This is a genomic window from Alienimonas chondri, assembly GCF_013036045.1.
In the GTDB taxonomy this organism is placed as follows: Bacteria; Planctomycetota; Planctomycetia; order Planctomycetales; family Planctomycetaceae; genus Alienimonas; species Alienimonas chondri.
The window spans coordinates 1-18,315 of the sequence record NZ_WTPX01000099.1 but is presented as its reverse complement, the minus strand read 5'-3'; the positions used below and the strand labels follow the sequence as shown (position 1 = coordinate 18,315).

Here is an 18,315-nt window from a genome sequence, read left to right as displayed (position 1 = left end):
GGCGAAGCCGGTCCCTCATCGGAACCGGTTCGCTGGCTCTCCCGGACCACCGCGCGACGGGGTCGGCGTCCGTGCCGACGGGCGGGGGGCGGATCGCGTCGCTCAACTGCGCAAGCTGAATGACGCGGGGGCGAGGTCCGCGGCGTCCGTCACCCACGTCGGCCGCGTCGCTCGTCCCGCGAGGAAGCCGACGGCCGCCCGCATCCGGGTGCGGGCGGGAACGACGGCCCCTCACCCTATGGAGGATCGGGACCTATTTTGTCGGAACCTCTGATCGGACAAGAGGTTCGGCGTACGAACTGCGAACCGAGGGGTGGCATGCTCTCACGCCGTAGCGACAGCGAAGGCGGGTGAGCATGGAGGGAGACGCGGCCCCGCTCTCCGAGGTCGTACGTCACCCCGCATGCTCACCCCGCCCGACTCCGCTGCCGCTGCGTCGGCCGGTGAGAGCATGGCACTCGGCCTATTACTGCACCTCGACATGCAGGTTGTGGGTCTGTACGCTGTTCGGTCGCCGATCGTCCGGCGTCCCAGCGTCGGTCCATGCTTCGCGACGCATTCTCCCATCCCCAACCGATTTCATTCGGGGCCGCCGATGTCACGCTGCATCTGGAACTCGCAATCGTGCCTGCTCGCGGCGCTGGCGGTCGTCTTGAACGCGCCGGCGGCGGCGGCTCAGCGGGATGATTATAGCGGGGCGCCGATCCATTATGAGACGGCGGAGGTTCATGATCGGGTCGCCCGGTTGTCGCGGGCGATCGACGCCGGGGAGGCCGAGCTGACGTTCGACGGGGAGCACGGGTACCTCAAGAGCGTCCTCGACGCGTTGGACGTGCCGGTCAGTTCGCAGACGCTGGTGTTCTCCAAGACCAGCATGCAGCGGAATGATATCTCGCCGCGGACGCCGCGGGCGATCTACTTCAACGACGACGTCTATATCGGGTACAATCAGCGCGGCAAAGTCCTCGAATTAGCCGCGACGGATGCAAAGCAGGGCGCGACCTTTTATACGCTGGAGCAATCCGAGGACGAACCGCCTAAGTTCATTCGCGACCGCGGCAATTGCCTGACCTGTCATTCCTCCACCCGCACGCAGAACGTCCCCGGGTACCTGATTCGCAGCGTGTTCGCCGACGCCGGGGGGCAGCCGGAGTTCGGCAGTGGGACGTTCACGACCGATCACGCCAGCCCGCTGCACGAACGCTGGGGCGGCTGGTACGTCACCGGCACGCACGGCGATCTGCGCCATATGGGCAACGTGATCTATAACAAACGGGAACGCGATCTGGACCGCGAAGCGGGGGCAAACGTCACGTCGTTGGAGGGTCTCGTTTCGACCGAGCCGTATCTCTCGCCGCACAGCGACATCGTGGCGTTGATGGTGATGGAGCATCAAACGCAGATGCACAACGCCCTCGCCTGGGCGAACTATGAAACCCGGCGGGCGCTGCACCAGTCGTCTGTGATGAACGAGGCGCTCGATCGCCCCGCCGACTACGTCAGCGCCACGAGCCGCCGACGGATCGACTCGGCGGCGGATCAGGCGGTCGAATATCTGCTGTTCCGTGACGAGTTCCCGCTCACTTCGCCGATCGCGGGGACCAGCCGATTCGCCAAGGACTTCGCCGCCCGCGGCCCGCGCGACGCCCGGGGCCGGTCGCTGCGGGAATTGGATCTCGAAACGCGGATGTTCAAATATCCTTGCAGCTACCTGATCTATTCCGACGCCTTCGACGCCCTGCCGGACGAAGTCCGCGGCCTGATTCTCTCAAAGCTGCACGCCGTTCTCACCGGCCAGGAGAATGGGGAGGATGATCCCCGGATGACGCCCGCCGATCGACAGGCCGTCCTGGAGATCCTGATCGACACCAAGCCGGAGTTCGCGGCGGTTCATGAGGAGAAGGGTTGATAGCGGAGCGCCGACCGTCGGGCGCCGTTCACTCGGCGGCGGCGACGGCGGCTCGTAACGCCCGCAGCGCGTTGTCGCCCATGATCCCGCGGATCTGGGCCTCGGTATAACCGCGGTCCAGCAGACCCTGGGTGATGCGGGGGTAGCCGGCGACGTCCTCCAGCCCCGCCGGCAGCGTCGAGACGCCGTCGTAGTCTCCGCCCAGCCCGACGTGCTCCGCCCCGGCGACTTTCGCCAGGTGGTCGATATGGTCCAGCACGTCGTGGATCGTGCCGGGGAGGATCGGATGGGCTTTGCGCCACTCCCGCTCGATGCGATCGCGGGCGTCCTCGTCGTCCGGGTAGCGGGCCTCCGCGTCGCGGCGAATCGCGTAGATCTCCGCCTGTTCTTCGACGGCTTCGGGCACCACGAAGGCGCTGTAGAAGTTGACCATCACCACCCCGCCGTTCGCCGGCAGGCGCTTCAAGACGTCGTCCGGCACGTTGCGGGGATGATCGGCCACGGCCCGGGCGGAGGAGTGGCTGAAGATCACCGGGGCGGTCGTCGCATCGAGGGCGTCGTGCATCGTTGCCGGGGAGACGTGCGAGAGGTCCACCAACATGCCGAGCCGGTTCATTTCCCGGACCACCTCGACGCCGAAGGGGCTCAGGCCGTCGCTTTTGGGGTCGTCGGTGGCGCTGTCGGCCCAGTCGAGCGTGGCGGAGTGCGTCAGCGTCATATAGGCCGCCCCGGCTTCGCGGAACTTCGCCAACAGGCCGAGCGAGTTCTCCAGCGCATGCCCGCCCTCCATCCCGATCAGCGAGGCGATCTTCCCCTCGGCCCGAGCGGCTTCCACCTCCTCCGCGGTCCGGCAGAAGGCGAAGACGTCCGGGTGCCGGCGGATCATCTCCTTGACGATCGCGATCTGCTCGAACACCGCCGTCGCCGCTCCGCGCTGCTGGGCGGGGACGTAGACGCTCCAGAATTGCAGCCCGACCCCGCCCTCCCGCAGCCGGGGAATATCCGTGTGCAGGCTCGGAACGCCCGCGGCGAGATCAAACTGCGAGAAGTCGGAACCGAAGTCCTTGCGGATCTTCCAAGGCAGATCGTTGTGTCCGTCCGCCACCAGCAGCGTGCGGTGCAGGGCGGCGGCGGCGGGCGAGACGACGATCGGTCCCCGGTCGTCGTCGTCAGCGGCGGCCGGCGGGGCGAAGGCGGCGGCGAGCAACAGGGCGGCGAGATTCATGCCCACAATGGTACCGGTGCCCGCCGGCCGGCGGGCAGTTGCACTGGCGATGGGGAACGAAACTGTTCACGGTTCGTCATACCGACGAGAGCGGCGTGTTTCGCCATGCAGGGCGGGAACAACTGCCACCTCTACACAGTGCTGACAGGACGCCAGTACCACACACTGCACGCGAGCGTAGTACAAAAGATCCGAAAGTGAGACTTGTGACAGCAGGGTGTCGATGCCGATCTTGCTCTCACCCGTGTGCAGCGAGTGAGCCGGTTGTCGATTGACAGCACCATGCCGAAATTCGTACACTCATTCAGTGTACGCCTGTGACGTACACGCGTTCATCCAGTTCAGGTGTCCACCATAACTGTGTCTGTCGCCCTTCCGGCCGCTACGCCACCCGCCGACCGGCCAGATGACCGCCGGCCGTTCCTTGCAATGACGCCGTCGCGGGATGGAGCACATGTAACTGTCGAAACCGAAGGTGAGGATCGGTTTACGATCCGCTTGCATAAGGCGATCGAATACCTGCGAGTGGCCTCGCGGCAGGAGCAGTTCGAACGGCAGTTTAGAGTTTTACAGAAAGAGCTTGATGTCTGGGTGCGATCAGAGTCTTCTTTGAAGGGGGCATATCTCACTATCCGTGACGAAGCTCTGTTGTTTGTCGCTGTAATGGAAAAGATGGAATGCGATCCGGATTTTGAGGATCGGCTCTCTGAGCTCGACCTCCGTTTGCATCATGATCAAGATCTGAATCTAATACGTCTAAATGTGATGGCGGTTCCCGCTGTCTCTAAATCAGTCTTAAGTGACTTTCTCGATCGAGAGTTCTGCTTAACCCACGCTGGCGATGGGTCTCGTCAGGAGGCGGAGAAGAGGTGAGCGCAGAGTTGGATCACGTCGAATTGGCGAATCGAAATCACCAAGCTCTGAAGGTGCTTCTGCCCACTTCGGCAGAGGTTCCGGAGTGGATCGCTACCGTAAGCTTCTACAAAGCAGTGCAGGTCGCGGAGGCTGTGTTTTCCGCACAGCCGTTCTGTCAAAACTCTTCGAATCATCATTCACGTCTGACCTCGCTCAAGGATGCTAGACTGCTCGGCGGTAAATTGGCTACTAGCTATAATCCGCTGATGACAGCTTCAATGTTGGCGAGGTACCTTAGAGCCGATGGGGTTCGTCAGTCGTTCCGCGATTACTTGCCTCCTGACCGTATCATCGACCGGCTTGTGAAGAAACGACTGCGGACGTTCGAGCAGCATGCGGTGGGTCTGCTGTCAGATGAGGGGCGTGACAAGCTTGTCACGTTAGACAAGGATCCAGAGATAGATCTGAAGTCCCCCACTGGCTTGCGGCCAGGGTTGGGGTTTGACATGCCTGGAAAGTTGGCTAGGGATTGCGGAAGCAGTGTGTCGGCGTAGCTTGGCTGCTTGAACTGAACGTCGACGGCGAAGCGAATCGCTTGCTGCGTTACGCTCTCCGCCCGCACGCGGTTCTCGCCGCGTTCCCCCGTGATTCTGCCCCGTCGCTGCCCCTCATGCGTTCTGCCGCCGCCGTCGAACCCCCCGCTGCTTCGGGGGAGAAGCTCATCCGTGTCGGGCATAGCCCGGACCCGGACGATGCGTTCATGTTTCATGCACTCGCCAACGACAAGATCCCCACGCCGGGGTATCGGTTCACGCATGATCTGGTGGATATCGAGACGCTCAACCGCCGGGCGCTCGAAGGGACCGACCTGCTGGAGCTGACGGCCGTCAGCCTGCACGGGATGGCCCACCTGACCGACAAATACGCCATCTGCAACTGCGGGGCGAGCATGGGCGACGGCTACGGGCCGCGGGTCGTGGCTCGGGAAGCGTGGTCGGTGGACGACCTCCGCGGCAAGCGGATCGCCGTGCCGGGGACGCTGACGACGGCGTTCCTGAGCCTCAAGCTGATCCTCGGCGACGACTTTGAATACGAGGTCCGCGACTTCGATACGATGCTCGACGTGGTCGAAAGCGGCGAGTTCGACGCCGGCCTCGTCATTCATGAAGGCCAGCTGACCTACCCGGATCAGGGGCTGCACCTGGTGGTCGACACCGGCGTTTGGTTCCAGCAGGAGACCGGCCTGCCGCTGCCGCTGGGCTGCAACGCGATCCGCAAGGATCTGGGCGCCGAGACGATGAACGAGGTCACCGCGATCCTCAAGCAGTCGATTCAATATGGCCTCGAGAATCGGGCCGAGGCGCTGGAATACGCGGCCAAGTGGGGCCGCGGGCTGGACGATACGCGGAACGATGAATTCGTTCAGATGTACGTCAACGACTGGACGTTGGACTTCGGCGATCGCGGCCGGGCCGCGGTGCGGGAACTGTTGAAACGCGGCCACGAAGCCGGCGTGATCCCCGAGCCGGCCGAGGTGGAGTTCGTGGGGTGAGGTCGTCAGGCTGAACGACGTTCCAGCGACCCGGACGCGTCCCGCGTTCGGGTCGCTTCCGTTCACCGCCCGCGCCCGATCCGATGCTCCGATTATCGCTCGCCCTGGTCCCGATGTTGTTCGTCGTGGGGAACGCCGCGGGCGCGTCGCCTCGCGGCGACGGCGAAGCGGGGCCGCCGAACGTGGTGCTGTTCCTGGTGGACGACCTGGGGGCGAACGACCTGGGGTGCACCGGCAGCACGTTTTATGAAACGCCGAATATCGACGCCCTCGCCGCCTCCGGGACGCGGTTCGCCCAGGCCTACGCGGCCTGCCCAGTGTGCAGCCCCACGCGGGCCAGCATCATGACCGGCCGGCATCCGGTGCGGGTCGATATTACCGACTGGATCCCCGGCGCCCGCCGCAAAGGACGGTTCCAACACGTCGACGACCGCAACGAACTGGCACTGGAGGAAGTCACGCTCGCGGAGACGTTGAAGGAAGAGGGCTACGGCACGTTCTTCGCCGGCAAGTGGCACCTCGGCGACGAAGGACATTGGCCGACGGAGCAGGGGTTCGACTTCAATATCGGCGGGAATCATAAAGGCTCCCCGCCGGGCGGGTATTACGCCCCCTGGACGAACCCCACGCTGACCGCCCGCGCCGACGGCGAGTACCTCACCGATCGGCTCTCCGACGAGACCGCCGCGTATGTTCAGAACGCAACGGGCGGGGAGCAGGGCGAAGCGGGCAAACCGTTCTTCGCCATGCTGAGCTTCTATAACGTGCACACCCCGATCACCGCGGACGAACAGACCGTCGCCGGGTTCGAGGAAGCCGCGACGCGGCTGGAGGGCGAGACGCCGGTGATCCTCGAAGACGGCGGCGGAAACGAGGCGGCTTCTCGGGGGCGGCAGGATCTCCCGGCGTACGCCAGCATGGTCGCCGCGGTGGACCGCGCGGTCGGCAAAGTCTTGAACACGCTTGAGAATCAGGGCGTGCGGGACAATACGGTCGTGATCTTCTTCAGCGACAACGGCGGCCTGTGCACGCTGCCCCGAGGACGGAACGGTCAAACCCGCATCGGTCCCACCAGCAACCTCCCCCTGCGATCCGGCAAGGGTTGGCTGTACGAGGGCGGCGTGCGCGAGCCGCTGATCATCGCCGGCCCCGGCGTGCAGGCCGGACAGATCAGCCAGCAGGTCGCCTTCAGCACCGACCTGTTCCCCACCGTGCTCGATCTGTGCGGCTTGAAGGCCCGGCCGGAACTCCACGTCGACGGCGTCTCCCTCGCCCCGGTGTTAAACGGCTCCGGCGATCTCGAACCGCGGGATCTCGTCTGGCATTACCCGCACTACCACGGCAGCGCCTGGACGCCCGGCGCATCGCTGCGGCGCGGGGATTGGAAGGTGATCGAGTTTTATGAAACGGACTCCGCGGAACTCTATCACCTCGGCAAAGACCCGGGCGAATTGAACGATCTGTCCGAAGAACGACCGGAGAAGCTGGCCGAACTTCGCACCGCCCTGCGGGACTGGCAGCGGGAGATGAACGCCAAGATGCCGGTGGAAGTCGGGGCGAAATAAGGAGCGTTCGACCGGCCTGATGCGACGGTCCGCGAGGCGAATCAACGCAAACGGCCGGCCCCGGAAGATCCGGGACCGGCCGTCGGCGTTCGACTGCGGGTCGAACGTGCGAATCGCTGGGCAAGCGAGGCTCAGAATTCGCCGAGGACTTCGCCGCCGTCACGGGTGCCGAGGGCGCCCCAGGTGCCGTAGTTGCTGGCGCCGCTGGTCTTGACCGCGGCGGTCTGGGTGCCGGCGTCGATCGTTTCGGAGATGAACTTCACGCTGCCGTCGCCGAGCACGAACTGGGCGCCGCCGCTGTGGTGGCTGCCGGCGGAGATCACGCCGAGGCCGCTATCGTCGTTGTTCTGCATGCAGCTCGGACTGTTCGGCGGCAGGATCGTATTGAACCCGCTGTGGGAGGCGGCGCCGTCGATCCAGCGACTGCCGCGGTCGAACATCACGGTGACGGACGCGGCGTAGTTGCCCGGATCGTTGACGTCGGAGACAATATCCAGGCAGTTCGCCTTCGGGTTGAGGTTAATGGAGTCGCTGTACCCGGTGTTGCGAGCGACGCGGCCGATGTAGCGCCGCGAGCCGTCGCCACGGCCGATCTCGCCGACCAGAATCGTGCTGGTCGTGCCGTCCCGCAGATCGCGGAGACCGCGCCAGGCGAAGTAGCCGAACGGGCCGCGGTTCGTGGATTGGGGGGACGTGAGGTTGCTGGCGCCGTTGCCGCGGCCGTTGTCGCCCCAGTTGACGGCATAGTTGGTGTCGGCCTGGCTGACCACCGGGGCGCCGTCGGTCGGGCACAGCAGGGCGGGCACCTGCACCAGCCACGGACCGTAGGTCGTCGCCCACGGGCGGGGGCCCATCGGGGCGAACGCCGGGGTCTGAACCGTGCCGTCCGCCTTCACCGCCAGCGGCTTGCTGATTTGGTTCCACAGCGCCGTCTGGTCCAGATAGGGCAGCAGCCCGACGGTCCACGCCAAGCGAGAGGAATTGGAGGACTCCGTGGCGCCCGGCGCCGCGCCGTAGAGAGTCGCGTTATCGACCTGCGTCCCGCCGCGGGCCGTGGGGAACGTATTAAAAGCACCGTGATAATTGTGCATCGCCAACCCGATCTGCTTCAGGTTATTTTGGCACTGGCTGCGGCGAGCCGCTTCGCGGGCCTGCTGCACGGCGGGCAGCAATAGTGAAACCAGGATCGCGATGATCGCGATGACCACCAGCAGTTCGATCAGCGTAAAGCCGGCCCGGCGAACGTGGGACGACAGCGACTTCTGCGCGACGGCAGAAAAGGGGCGAGACATGGAGGGGAGCGGTCCCGAGGGAAAATGAGGGACGAGGGGAGAGGCCGCTCAAACCGGGGACGAAAGCTCTGACAACCCGGCCGCGACGTATCGATTCATGATATCTATGGGGGAACGCCGATGCAATGTTCTCCTATGATTGTAGGAGTCCGGCGGGGTCCGCATATCAAGGTCAGGGTCCGCCGGGTGAACGATGCGTCACGTCGCAAAAAAGAACGGCCCGACGCCGAAGCGTCGAGCCGTTCTCAAAAGCGTGCGAACCAACCGCCTCGGGGGCGGCCGTTCCGATGTGGCGATTCAGATATAACGGTTGACGACGTTTTCCAGCAGTTCCTGCCGGCCGCTGGCGATCGTCGGTTCGCCGTGCTCGTTCACCCAGGCTTCGCAGTCGGCGAAGGTGGCCTCGCCGGCTTCGATCTTCGCGCCCAGTCCGTCGTCGTAGCTGGAATAGCGATCCTTGACGAAGTCCTTCAACACGCCGTCTTTGCGAATCGCCGCGGCGATCTTGGCGCCCTTCGCGAAGGCGTCCATCCCGCCGATGTGGGCGTGGAACAGGTCGATCGGCTCAAAACTCTCACGCCGGACCTTGGCGTCGAAGTTCAATCCGCCGGGGGCCAGACCGCCGTTCTCCAGGATCACCAGCATGCACTGCGTGGTGAGGTAGAAGTCGGTCGGGAACTGGTCGGTGTCCCAGCCCAGCAGGGCGTCGCCGGTATTGGCGTCCACGCTGCCCAGCGCGTTTTGAATGCGGGCGTATTCCAGCTCGTGCATCATCGAGTGCCCCGCCAGGGTGGCGTGGTTCGCCTCGATGTTCATTTTGACCTTGTCCTCCAGCCCGGAGACCCGCAGGAAGTTCATACAGGCGGCGACGTCGAAGTCGTATTGGTGCTTCGTCGGCTCCTTGGGCTTCGGCTCGAACAGGAACTGCCCGTCGAAGCCGATCTCCTTGGCGTAGTCCACCGCCATATGCATGAACTTGGCGAGGTGATGCAGCTCCCGCTTCATGTCGGTGTTATACAGATTGAAGTAGCCCTCCCGGCCGCCCCAGAAGACGTAGTTCTCTCCGCCGAGTTCCTGCGTGACCTCGATCGCCTTCTTCACCTGGGCGCCCGCATGCGCGAACACCCCGGCGTTCGGGCTGGTGGCGGCGCCGTGCATATAACGCGGGTGGCTGAACAGGTTCGCCGTGCCCCACAGCAGCTTGATGCCGGTCTCCCCCTGCTTCTCCTTCAACTTGGCGGCGACCTTGTCGAACCGGGCGTTGGTCTCCTTGAGGTCCGCCCCGGCGCCGCTGACGTCGCGGTCGTGGAAGCAATAGAAGGGCGCCCCCAGCTTCTGAATAAACTCGAACGCGACGTCGACGCGTTTGAGGTCCATCTCCACGCTGTCCGTGCCGTCTTCCCACGGCCGTTGGGCGGTGCCGGGGCCGAACGGGTCGCTGCCGGTCCCGCGGAACGTGTGCCAGTAGGAGACGGCGAACCGGAACAGCTCCTTCATCGACTGCCCCTCGACGACTTCGTCGGGGTTATAATGCCGGAAGGCGAGCGGGTTCTTGCTGTCCGGGCCTTCGTAGGCGATCGGGTCGGCGACTTCGGGGAAATAAACGGCGGACATCGGCAGAAATCGATCGAAACGGGAGGCGAACGGGGCGGAGGATAACCCTTCGCTAAGCCGGACGCATGCGTCCGGCTTGGTCCGCGAGGCGTCGCTTGGCTTGCGAAGGGGGAATCCCGATCCTCGCATTCCCCAAGCGCCGATGAGGTGCTAGATGGACCGCGTGCGCCCGCCTTCCGCCTCTCGCCCCCTGTTCGCCGCGTCGTGCGCCGCGTTGTGCGCGGCGCTGACGGGGTGCAGCGCCGTGGCGGTCCGGCCGCCGGACGCCCCGGCGCCGTCGCGCGTGATGCTCACGCCGGACCGCGAGGCGGCGTGGGAATCCACCGTCTCCACGCTGCATCGCTTCGGCTTTCGCACGGCGGACGAGAACAAACTCGACGGCACGATCGAGACCGTCTGGGTGGTCGGCAGCAGCGTCGGCGAGGTCTGGCGGGGCGACAGCGTCGGCTTCGCCAATCGCCTCGAAGACACCCTCCAAAGCACCCGCCGTCGCGTGATCGCCTCGGTCCGCCCGGTCGAGGGGGAGTTCGGCCCGGACGCGTACGAGGTGACGATCCGGGTTTTCAAAGAGATGGAAGACGTCCGCGGCGTCACGGCGAACACCACCGGCGGAGCGACTTTCCAGAACCGCAGTTCGCTCGATGGCGAACTACAAGCGGTCTACGGTCAGTTCGGCCCGACCCAATGGATCCCGCTGGGCCGCGATCCGGCGTTGGAGAACGAGATCATCGCGGCGCTGGGCAAGCGGTGATCGCCCGGCCTTTGGCGTAAAGGATGGGGGGATCGGGACCGGGGCACTGATCTTCCCGGGGTCGTGCGGGGGAACTACGCTGGGAGCGTTCCGTTTCCCGTTGCCACGTCGATCTCGCCATGTCTCGCCCCGCCCCCCGGGTGTCGTTCGTTCCGGCTCTGCTGTTCGGGCTGACCGCCTGCGGCGCGGCGCTGGGGTTCGGCGGCTGCACCTCCGGCTCCGGCGGGTTCGCCGATCCCGCCGCGGTGGAGGAAGCCGCCGCGCTGACCGGCGAGCCGATGCCGATTGACGAGTGGACGACGGACCTCGCCGCCGCCAAACAGACGGCGGAGGCGGAGAACAAAGACCTGCTGTTGTTGTTCACCGGCTCGGACTGGTGCCCGCCCTGCATGGCGTTGGAGAAAGAGGTCTTCGCCAAGTCCCCGGCGTCTCGCCTGCAGGATGATTTCGTCCCGGTGCTGCTGGACTTCCCCATGCAGAAGCCGCAGGCGCCGGAGATCGTCGCGCGGAACGAAGAGATTCAGGAATCGTTCGGCGTGACCGGCTATCCGACGGTGCTGCTGGTCAGCGCGAGCGGCGAGCAGTACGCCGAACTGCATTACGAGGAACGCTACGCCAGCGGCGGTCCCGCCGCGTTCCTCGCCGACGCTAAAGCCAAGCGGAACGCCCACGGCGGCGCCGGGTCCGAGCCGTCCGTCGTCGGCGGCGCCGCCGCCGCGGAGTGACGCCGCGCCGCCCGCTGCCGTCGGTTAGAATCCTGCCATGACCGCTCTGCTCGACACGCCGCCCGCAGATCGCGTCGGTTCGTTGTCCCGTGCCGCGCTCGCCGCCCGGTTCGGGGGAATCGATCCGCAGCGGGTTCTGCTGGACCCGCCCCCGGGGACCGCGACCGTCGAGGACATGGAATGCGCACGCCGCGAGACCGGCCGGCTCTGCGAGATTCTTGATGGAACCTTGGTGGAGAAAGCGGTGAGTTGGTTCGCGTCGCAGGTGGCGATGGAGTTGGCAAGACTGTTGGGAAACTGGCTGGATGCCCATCGCGGTCCGAACGGTCGCCGGCTGGGCTATGTCGCCGGCCCCGACGGCTTCTTTCACCTCGAAGGCGAGCCGATGGTCACGCCCCGATTGCGTGCCCCGGACGTCTCCTACGTCTCCCGCACCCGGTTCCCTGACGGGCGGTTCCCACGCACCGGCTATCCGACGCTTGCTCCGAACCTCGTCGTTGAGATCCTCTCCCCCGGCAACACCGCAGGCGAGATGCGGCAGAAGCGGGCGAACTTCTTCGCCGCCGGGACTGTGCGGGTCTGGCAGATCGATCCGCTGACCGAGTCCGCGGAAATGTTCGACCCCGCCGCCGCTGATGAATCGATTGCCGTCCCGGTCGGGGGCACGCTGGACGCCGGCGAAGCGCTGCCCGGCTTCGCGATGAAGCTGACGGACCTGTTCACCGACGACCTCCGCGACGCTGCATCGGTCGCTTGAAGGAGCCGGATCGGGGCCGGACCCGCACGACGTTCGCCGGGGCGCCGGCGGTGGCGGGGCTGACGTTGGTGTCGCGCCTGCTGGGCTTGTTCCGCGATATGGCGACGGCGGCGGTGTTCGGCGCCGGGCCGGTGTTGGACGCCTTCACGGTCGCCTTTCGTCTGCCCAATCTCGCCCGGCGATTGTTGGGGGAGGGGGCGTTGTCGGCGGCGGTGCTGCCGGCGTTGGTGAAGACGCGGGAGGAGCGGGGGCAGAGCGTCGCCGACACCCTCGCCGCGGCGGTCGTCGGGCGGTTGGCCGTCGGGTTGAGCCTGGCGACGCTGGCGATCGAAGTCGTCTTAATCGCCCTGGCGCTGGGCTGGATCGGCGATCTGGACGACGAATGGCGTCTGCTGTGGGGGCTGACGGCGGCGTGCGGGCCGCTGGCGACCTTCACCTGCGTCGGCGCCCAACTCGCCGCGGCGCTGCACGCCCGCGGACGGTTCGTCGCGGCGGCGGCCTGCCCGGTGTTATTAAATCTGTTTTGGATCGCCGGCGCCGTGGGCGCCGCGATCGCGATCGGGCGGGGAACCGCTCCGGAGCGAGCCATTTATCAGATCGCCGCGGCGGTCTCGCTGGGCGGGGCGGCGCAGATGGCGCTAATGCTGTTCGCATTGAAACGCGGCGGGTTCGTCTGGCGCTGGGATCCGGCGGGCACCCGGCCGGCGATTCGCGCGATCCGGGCGGCGGTGGCGCCGGCGCTGGTGGGACTATCCGTCGCGCAGGTCAATTCCCTGATCGACGGTTTCGCCTCCTGGGGCTTCGCGGCGCCGGCGGGCGAGCCGACCGCCGAACTGCTCCCCGGCGTCCTCTATCCTTTAAGCCCGGGGGCGGGGGTCGCCGCGGCGGCCTGTCTGGCGGTGCGGGCGCTCTGCGGTCCGGCCGGATTGGGGTGGTCCGCGGAGGCGGAATTGCTCGCCGCGGTAACCGCCGCGGTGGCCGCGTTCGTGCCGGCCTCGCGCCTGTTAGGCATGACCGAGGTCTGGGAATTGGTGGGCGTTCGGCGGGGAAGGGGATAGAACGCCTGCGAGAGTTCGTAATCCTTCCCGCAACTCAGGGGGCGGACGCCCCCCGCTCGCCCAGCCAAGGAGATGACCGATGAAAGCCGTTTGGAACGGACACACGATTGCCGAGAGCGACGCCACCCGGGTCGTCGAGGGCAATCATTACTTCCCGCCCGCCGCCGTCCGCCGGGAGTTCCTCAAGCCTTCTGAGAAGAAGACCACCTGCCCGTGGAAGGGCGAGGCGAGCTACTTCACGCTGGAGGTCGCCGGCGAAACGAACCCCGACGCCGCCTGGATCTACCCCACCCCCAAGGACGCCGCCGCGGAGATCGCCGACCACGTCGCCTTCTGGAAGGGCGTGGAGGTCACGGAGTGAGGCGAGCCGGCGGCCCGAGTCAGCGGCCCGAGCCGGTGAATCGACCGGCGCCGCATCAGGTTCGCCCCGGTGAGATCGGCGGCCGCGGCGTTGTAGGCTGATGCGCTCTCGAGGCGCCTCGCCTCACCCCCCTCATCACGCAACAACCGAGACCCATGGGCGGCGACGTCATCATCAAGGTGCTCGTGCTGCTCGCCGGGCTGACCGCCGTGGGGGCCAGCGTCAGCCCGCTGCTGTTCGACCCGGCGGTGGAGGAGGCGGAGGAAGAAGACATCCTCGAAACCGACGCCCGCGATCCGCTGCTGGACCCGAATCCGATTCGCGACGAGAACGCCGACCTCGACTTGGTCGCGCTGCCGGAAAACGTCGACGGTGACGCGACGGTCGTCACGGATCCGGTCGAAGCCGACCCGCTCCTCGACGACGCCCCGCTGATCCGGTCCGACCCGGAACGGTCCGTGATCCCGTTCTTCGTGACCATCCCGGTGATCGTGATCGCGCTGTGCTTCACGGTGTGGGCGATGCTGACCCCCGCCGGGGAGCTGGGGCAGCCGGCATTGTTCGCCGGGATCGTCGTGCTGCTGGGGACCGCGCTGGCCTGGTTCCTGTACGAAGTCGGCGTCTCGGAGTTTGAGATGACCGGAACCGCATTGGCCGCGTGGTTGAGCGTGGGCTTCACGCTGCTGGCCGTCTGGCTGATCGCGGATGTGCTCTCCTCCCCGGCGGAGGACGATGCGGTCCCCGGGTAACATCCATTGTCACATATATCAGCAATCACAAGCCTGTCTCGCCCGTCGCGATGCGCCGCATAACTGCACATCCCCGCAGCAGGCGTGGCGGCGTCGCGTTTTCGCTCCGTTGATCTCCTCGAAATGCCTCCTTCATCGCCTGATTGCAAACGATCTCGGCGAAGGCGCCTCTCGAGCGGGCGTCGGCGGGAGAGTTCGAGAAAAACCTCGGTTCGATTGGATGAAAAGCGCTTGAACACGTCACGTTCGGGGTTGGTGGCGCCCGGGGAGGGCCGACACACTTCCCTGAGATCGCCGGCCACGTCGGCGGTTCCCACCGAACGGCCTTCCTCGGGACGTTCCACACCCTCCCCGACCCCCATTCGGCCCGCCGGGCTCCCCGCCGCGCCGGTTCCCCTTCGAAGCCCGAAATCATGACGCTTAAAGGGTTCCTGACCTATTCGCTGCTGACCAACATCACGCTCGCCGGAGCGGTGTTGTGGCAGGAGCAGGTCCGTGCGGACGTGCTGGAATATCACCAGTCCGCGGCGATCGACGAAGACGTGATCTTCCGCGAGTACGTCGCTCGCGAACTCGCCACCCAAGACCCGGAACGGATCGAGGGCGTGCAGAAGCTCTGCCAGACGGAGCTGACCAAGCTCAAGCCGCAGATCGCCACAATTTGGGATCCGCGGGACTAGCCCCGCGGCGGTTAGTGCCGTGCCCGGCAGGCCTCGCACTGGCAGGCCGCCGGGGCGGCGTGTGCGGCCTTCAGGAATCCCGCCGGACGGCAGCCGGGACAGTCGGCGTGGCCGACGGGGGTGAGGCAGTCCGAACCCAGCCGGCAGCCGCCGGTGGCGTTTTCGGCGTGCGGCCCCTTGTCGTAGTGACGGGTCGGCCGCACCAGGCACTCGTTGTTCTGGCGGAAGTGCGGGTAGTAGGTCGGCCCGTAGCGGCTCGGCAGGTCTTCGACGGTGTAGGGCGTGTAGTCGATCCGCTCGGTCACGCAGGGGCGATCGAACAGGTTGCCGAACCCCCGCGGGCGAAACGGGCTCGGCCGATAGACGGCCCGGTTCGGGGCGTTGAAGCTCTTGGGCAGGAACCAGATCCCGTAGCGGTTGGACTGCTCCATCCGATGCGGCAGGCCGGCGGAGGGGGAGCAAGGCTCGCCCAGCGTGGGCCGGGCGCCGTACTCGCTATCCGCGAAGAACGGCGTGCCGGGCGGCGATTCGATGCCCGGCCGCGGCGGGCCGGGCACCCGCGCCTCGCCGAATTCCGGCGGCTCCTCGAACCCGGGGATCTCGGCGTCCCCCGGCCGGGCCGGCAGCGGCGTGGAGACGTCGTAAGTCGGTCCTTCCACCGGACCGGCGTACGGCGACGGAGCCGGCGCTTCGCCCAGGTACGGGAGGGCCTCGCCCGCCTCGTAGACTTCCGGAGCGGGGGCGTCCTGCGCGACGGCGAAGGGCGCCGCGCTGAGCACGAACGCCGCCGCGATCCACGCGGTCCCCGGGCGTCGATTCGCGGAGAGTCCCCCGGGGGGCGTCGACCGGGATGAGGGCGATGTCGGGAACATGGGGGGCGGCTCTGCACGAGAGGAACGGCCGGCGGTTGCCCGCCGCAGGAGAATCCATCGACGCATTGCCGTTCCGACGTTCGCTTTCACCGCTGTCGTCGCGATTTGTTGCCCAGCCCGCAAATCTTGACAGGCGGGCAGGCGTTCCGGGAGGGAGAAGAGGCGATGCGAACCGACTCCGCGGCCGGCGTGTCGGTCCCCTTGCCGAGTCCGTCGGCAGTCGCCAGAATGGCGATCACGGGCGCGTAACTCAGTGGTTAGAGTGCCATCTTCACACGGTGGAAGTCGCAGGTTCGAATCCCGCCGCGCCCAATTGTCGTAAGTCCCTCCAGCCGTACCAGATACGGCCCCCGACGTCGGGTGATGGGATAGTCTCACGAGCGGGGTTTTCTGGTCAAAGTGACCAGGAAACCCCGGCGCAACGGACTGTCCCGCGATGCCCCGGCCGAAAAAGCTCGCCCCCACCCTCTCCCGCCACAAGGCCAGCGGCCGTGCGCGGTGTCACTGGCGGGGCAAGGATTACTACTTCGGGCAGTACGGCACAGAGGAGGCGGAAAAGGCCTTCCTGAAGTTCGTCGCCGAGGTGTCATGTGGCGAGGGGACTGACAACGCCCCGGCGCCCGCCGACGTGCAGACGCCTGCAGCCTGCCGACCGCCTGCCAGTTCGGATGGAGTGCTGACGGTGTCCGGGCTGCTGCTTCGGTTTAAGGAATGGGCGGAGAAGTACTACGTCGACGCCGACAGTCGGCCCACGCCGACCCTCGACAACCTCCGGCTGAACGTGAGGCTGTGGCGGGAGCGGTACGGCCCCACGCCGGTGGCGGAGTTCGGCCCGGTCCGGCTGTCGGACCTCCGGGAGGAGATGATCACGGCGGGCTTGGCCCGCACGACGATCGCCGCCCGGATCGGGGCGGTGAAGCGGGTCGTCAAATGGGGCGTTTCCCGCGAGTTGGTGGATCCCGCCCTCCTCGCGAAGTTGGAGGCTCTGGAGCCGCTGAAGAAAGGCCGTTCGGGGGCGAAGGAGACCGCCCCGGTCCGTCCCGCTCCGGACGAGCACCTGGAGGCGGCGCTGCCGTTCCTGCGGGGGCCGGTCGCGGCGATGGCGCGGCTGCAGCGTTGGAGTTCGGCCCGCCCCGGGGAGATCTGCCGGCTGACGCCGCGGGAGATTGACCGCTCCGACCCGGAGGACTGGAGGTACGTCCCGGCCGAACACAAAACCGCCCACCGCGGCAAGGTACGGATCATCTGCTTCGGCCCGCGATGCCGGGCCGTTCTCGCTCCGGTCTTGGAATCGCACGCAGCGAAAGGCCGGGGGGAGGACGACCCGCTATTCCAGCCGCGGGACGCGACCGCTGAGATGTTGGCGGCCAAACGGGCCGCCCGGAAGACGCCGGACTCGTGCGGGAACCGTCCCGGCACCAACCGAAAGGCGAGTCCGAAAAGGCCGCCGGGCAAGAAGTACAGCACGGGGACCTATCGCCAGGCGATCCAGCGAGCTTGCGAGAAAGCTGAAGTGGAGCGGTGGTCCCCGAACCGGCTCCGACATTCCGCCGCCACGGAGGTCAGGGCGAAGTTCGGTCTCTCCGCCGCCCGGGACGCTCTCGGTCACGCCGGTGGGAGCGTCACTGAAGTCTACGCCCAGGCCTCCGCCGACAACGCCGCCCGCATCGCCGCCGAGGTCGGGTAATCAGATCGGAAAACCCAGAAACGGATGACCGGGGCGATCGCGGCCTCACGGTCCCGATGCGATCTGCACCCCGCAGAAAGCCGGATGGGGGAAGGCATTTGAATTCCACCTGCCGGTTTCCGAAGCGTTCGCTCGCGCCCACCAACGTCAATGAGGGACCGGCCACCGTCAATATCCAGCTCTGGCAAGGGTTTACGTCGACCCTCTCGGCCTGCGAGTAAAGCTTCGACCGCGGAGTATTGAAGGCCACGCTGACGTCGGAGCGGAAAGAAGCGAGGGAGGTCGTTCGAGTCACGATCGAGACGCGTTCGTTTGCCGGGATGGCGTAAACAGATATCAGCCTACGCTTCGTATCCGCCGGTCGCCCTCCGGATGATGTGGCGGGCGGGAGCGAACTTGTGGAGCGTGTCCGGGATCTAGGCCTGGCGCCGGGAGAGGGCGTGGAATCTGGGGCAGGTTCGCTCCGGCCCGGGACTGAGTCTTCGGGGACGTTCTAAAGACCGCCCCCTTTCGCGGCACTGTGGGGTGAGGCCGGCGACGCTGCCGGCCGCTTCTTCCTCTCCCCTGCCGGAGCCGCCCCGTGCCCCGATTCTCCCTCCCGCCGCGGCTGGCCGCCGCGGCAGGACGACTGCTGCTCGGCCTGCTGGCCGACCTCGCCGCGCT

At 66.5% G+C, this 18,315-nt stretch carries 17 protein-coding genes and 1 tRNA gene; 14 read left to right on the top strand and 4 right to left on the bottom strand.

The features are described 5' to 3' along the window. Window positions 1-595 precede the first annotated feature (595 nt). Window positions 596-1,909: a hypothetical protein gene (locus LzC2_RS14400; protein WP_171188198.1), complete on the top strand. Its 1,314-nt coding sequence runs from the start codon at window positions 596-598 to the stop codon at window positions 1,907-1,909. Between the two features lie 28 nt (window positions 1,910-1,937). On the opposite strand, the gene LzC2_RS14395 is transcribed toward LzC2_RS14400, so the two are convergent. Beyond that, the gene (locus LzC2_RS14395; RefSeq protein WP_171188196.1) at window positions 1,938-3,134 is read right to left on the bottom strand and encodes a dipeptidase; all 1,197 of its coding nucleotides are present in this window, start codon (window positions 3,132-3,134) and stop codon (window positions 1,938-1,940) included. 345 nt (window positions 3,135-3,479) lie between these two features. On the opposite strand from LzC2_RS14395, the gene LzC2_RS14390 reads away from it, so the two are divergent. The 4 genes from LzC2_RS14390 (at window position 3,480) to LzC2_RS14375 (ending at window position 7,106) form a co-directional block, all read left to right on the top strand. Next, window positions 3,480-4,007 carry a hypothetical protein gene (locus LzC2_RS14390; protein WP_171188194.1) on the top strand — a complete coding sequence of 176 codons (528 nt, stop codon included), beginning with the start codon at window positions 3,480-3,482 and terminating at the stop codon, window positions 4,005-4,007. After that, window positions 4,004-4,543, top strand: coding sequence for a hypothetical protein (locus LzC2_RS14385; RefSeq protein ID WP_171188192.1), 540 nt, complete (start codon window positions 4,004-4,006; stop codon window positions 4,541-4,543). The genes LzC2_RS14390 and LzC2_RS14385 overlap by 4 nt, the downstream gene beginning before the upstream one ends. A gap of 116 nt (window positions 4,544-4,659) precedes the next feature. Continuing rightward, window positions 4,660-5,541 carry a menaquinone biosynthesis family protein gene (locus tag LzC2_RS14380; RefSeq protein ID WP_171188189.1) on the top strand — a complete coding sequence of 294 codons (882 nt, stop codon included), beginning with the start codon at window positions 4,660-4,662 and terminating at the stop codon, window positions 5,539-5,541. An 83-nt stretch (window positions 5,542-5,624) separates the two neighbouring features. Continuing rightward, entirely contained in the window at window positions 5,625-7,106 is a 1,482-nt protein-coding gene (locus LzC2_RS14375) for a sulfatase (RefSeq protein WP_171188187.1), read from the top strand. A gap of 131 nt (window positions 7,107-7,237) precedes the next feature. Here LzC2_RS14375 and LzC2_RS14370 read toward each other — a convergent pair whose 3' ends face one another. Continuing rightward, entirely contained in the window at window positions 7,238-8,398 is a 1,161-nt protein-coding gene (locus LzC2_RS14370) for a DUF1559 domain-containing protein (RefSeq protein ID WP_171188185.1), read from the bottom strand. A 297-nt stretch (window positions 8,399-8,695) separates the two neighbouring features. Beyond that, complete coding sequence (xylA, locus tag LzC2_RS14365; RefSeq protein WP_171188183.1) at window positions 8,696-10,012, bottom strand: xylose isomerase; 1,317 nt, start codon at window positions 10,010-10,012, stop codon at window positions 8,696-8,698. Window positions 10,013-10,175: 163 nt separating this feature from the next. Here xylA and LzC2_RS14360 point away from each other — a divergent pair, with 163 nt between their 5' ends. From LzC2_RS14360 to LzC2_RS14330, 7 genes are all read left to right on the top strand, one after another. Next, window positions 10,176-10,763: a hypothetical protein gene (locus tag LzC2_RS14360; RefSeq protein WP_171188181.1), complete on the top strand. Its 588-nt coding sequence runs from the start codon at window positions 10,176-10,178 to the stop codon at window positions 10,761-10,763. Between the two features lie 119 nt (window positions 10,764-10,882). Next, window positions 10,883-11,488 (top strand): thioredoxin family protein, encoded by a 606-nt coding sequence (locus tag LzC2_RS22610; RefSeq protein WP_171188179.1) that lies wholly within the window; start codon window positions 10,883-10,885, stop codon window positions 11,486-11,488. A gap of 37 nt (window positions 11,489-11,525) precedes the next feature. Beyond that, window positions 11,526-12,245 (top strand): Uma2 family endonuclease, encoded by a 720-nt coding sequence (locus LzC2_RS14350; protein WP_171188176.1) that lies wholly within the window; start codon window positions 11,526-11,528, stop codon window positions 12,243-12,245. Further along, window positions 12,242-13,303 carry a lipid II flippase MurJ gene (locus tag LzC2_RS14345; RefSeq protein WP_171188174.1) on the top strand — a complete coding sequence of 354 codons (1,062 nt, stop codon included), beginning with the start codon at window positions 12,242-12,244 and terminating at the stop codon, window positions 13,301-13,303. Before LzC2_RS14350 ends, LzC2_RS14345 begins: the two co-directional genes overlap by 4 nt. 79 nt (window positions 13,304-13,382) lie before the next feature. Further along, the gene (locus LzC2_RS14340) at window positions 13,383-13,664 is read left to right on the top strand and encodes a DUF427 domain-containing protein (RefSeq protein WP_171188171.1); all 282 of its coding nucleotides are present in this window, start codon (window positions 13,383-13,385) and stop codon (window positions 13,662-13,664) included. A gap of 155 nt (window positions 13,665-13,819) precedes the next feature. Beyond that, the gene (locus tag LzC2_RS14335) at window positions 13,820-14,413 is read left to right on the top strand and encodes a hypothetical protein (RefSeq protein WP_171188169.1); all 594 of its coding nucleotides are present in this window, start codon (window positions 13,820-13,822) and stop codon (window positions 14,411-14,413) included. A 413-nt stretch (window positions 14,414-14,826) separates the two neighbouring features. Further along, entirely contained in the window at window positions 14,827-15,093 is a 267-nt protein-coding gene (locus LzC2_RS14330; protein WP_171188167.1) for a hypothetical protein, read from the top strand. 11 nt (window positions 15,094-15,104) lie between these two features. Here LzC2_RS14330 and LzC2_RS14325 read toward each other — a convergent pair whose 3' ends face one another. After that, window positions 15,105-15,965, bottom strand: coding sequence for a hypothetical protein (locus LzC2_RS14325; RefSeq protein WP_171188165.1), 861 nt, complete (start codon window positions 15,963-15,965; stop codon window positions 15,105-15,107). A 239-nt stretch (window positions 15,966-16,204) separates the two neighbouring features. Between LzC2_RS14325 and LzC2_RS14320 the strand changes: the two genes are divergently transcribed. After that, a tRNA-Val gene (locus tag LzC2_RS14320) sits at window positions 16,205-16,277 on the top strand. Between the two features lie 124 nt (window positions 16,278-16,401). After that, window positions 16,402-17,652, top strand: coding sequence for a tyrosine-type recombinase/integrase (locus tag LzC2_RS14315; protein ID WP_171188163.1), 1,251 nt, complete (start codon window positions 16,402-16,404; stop codon window positions 17,650-17,652). Window positions 17,653-18,315: the final 663 nt, after the last annotated feature.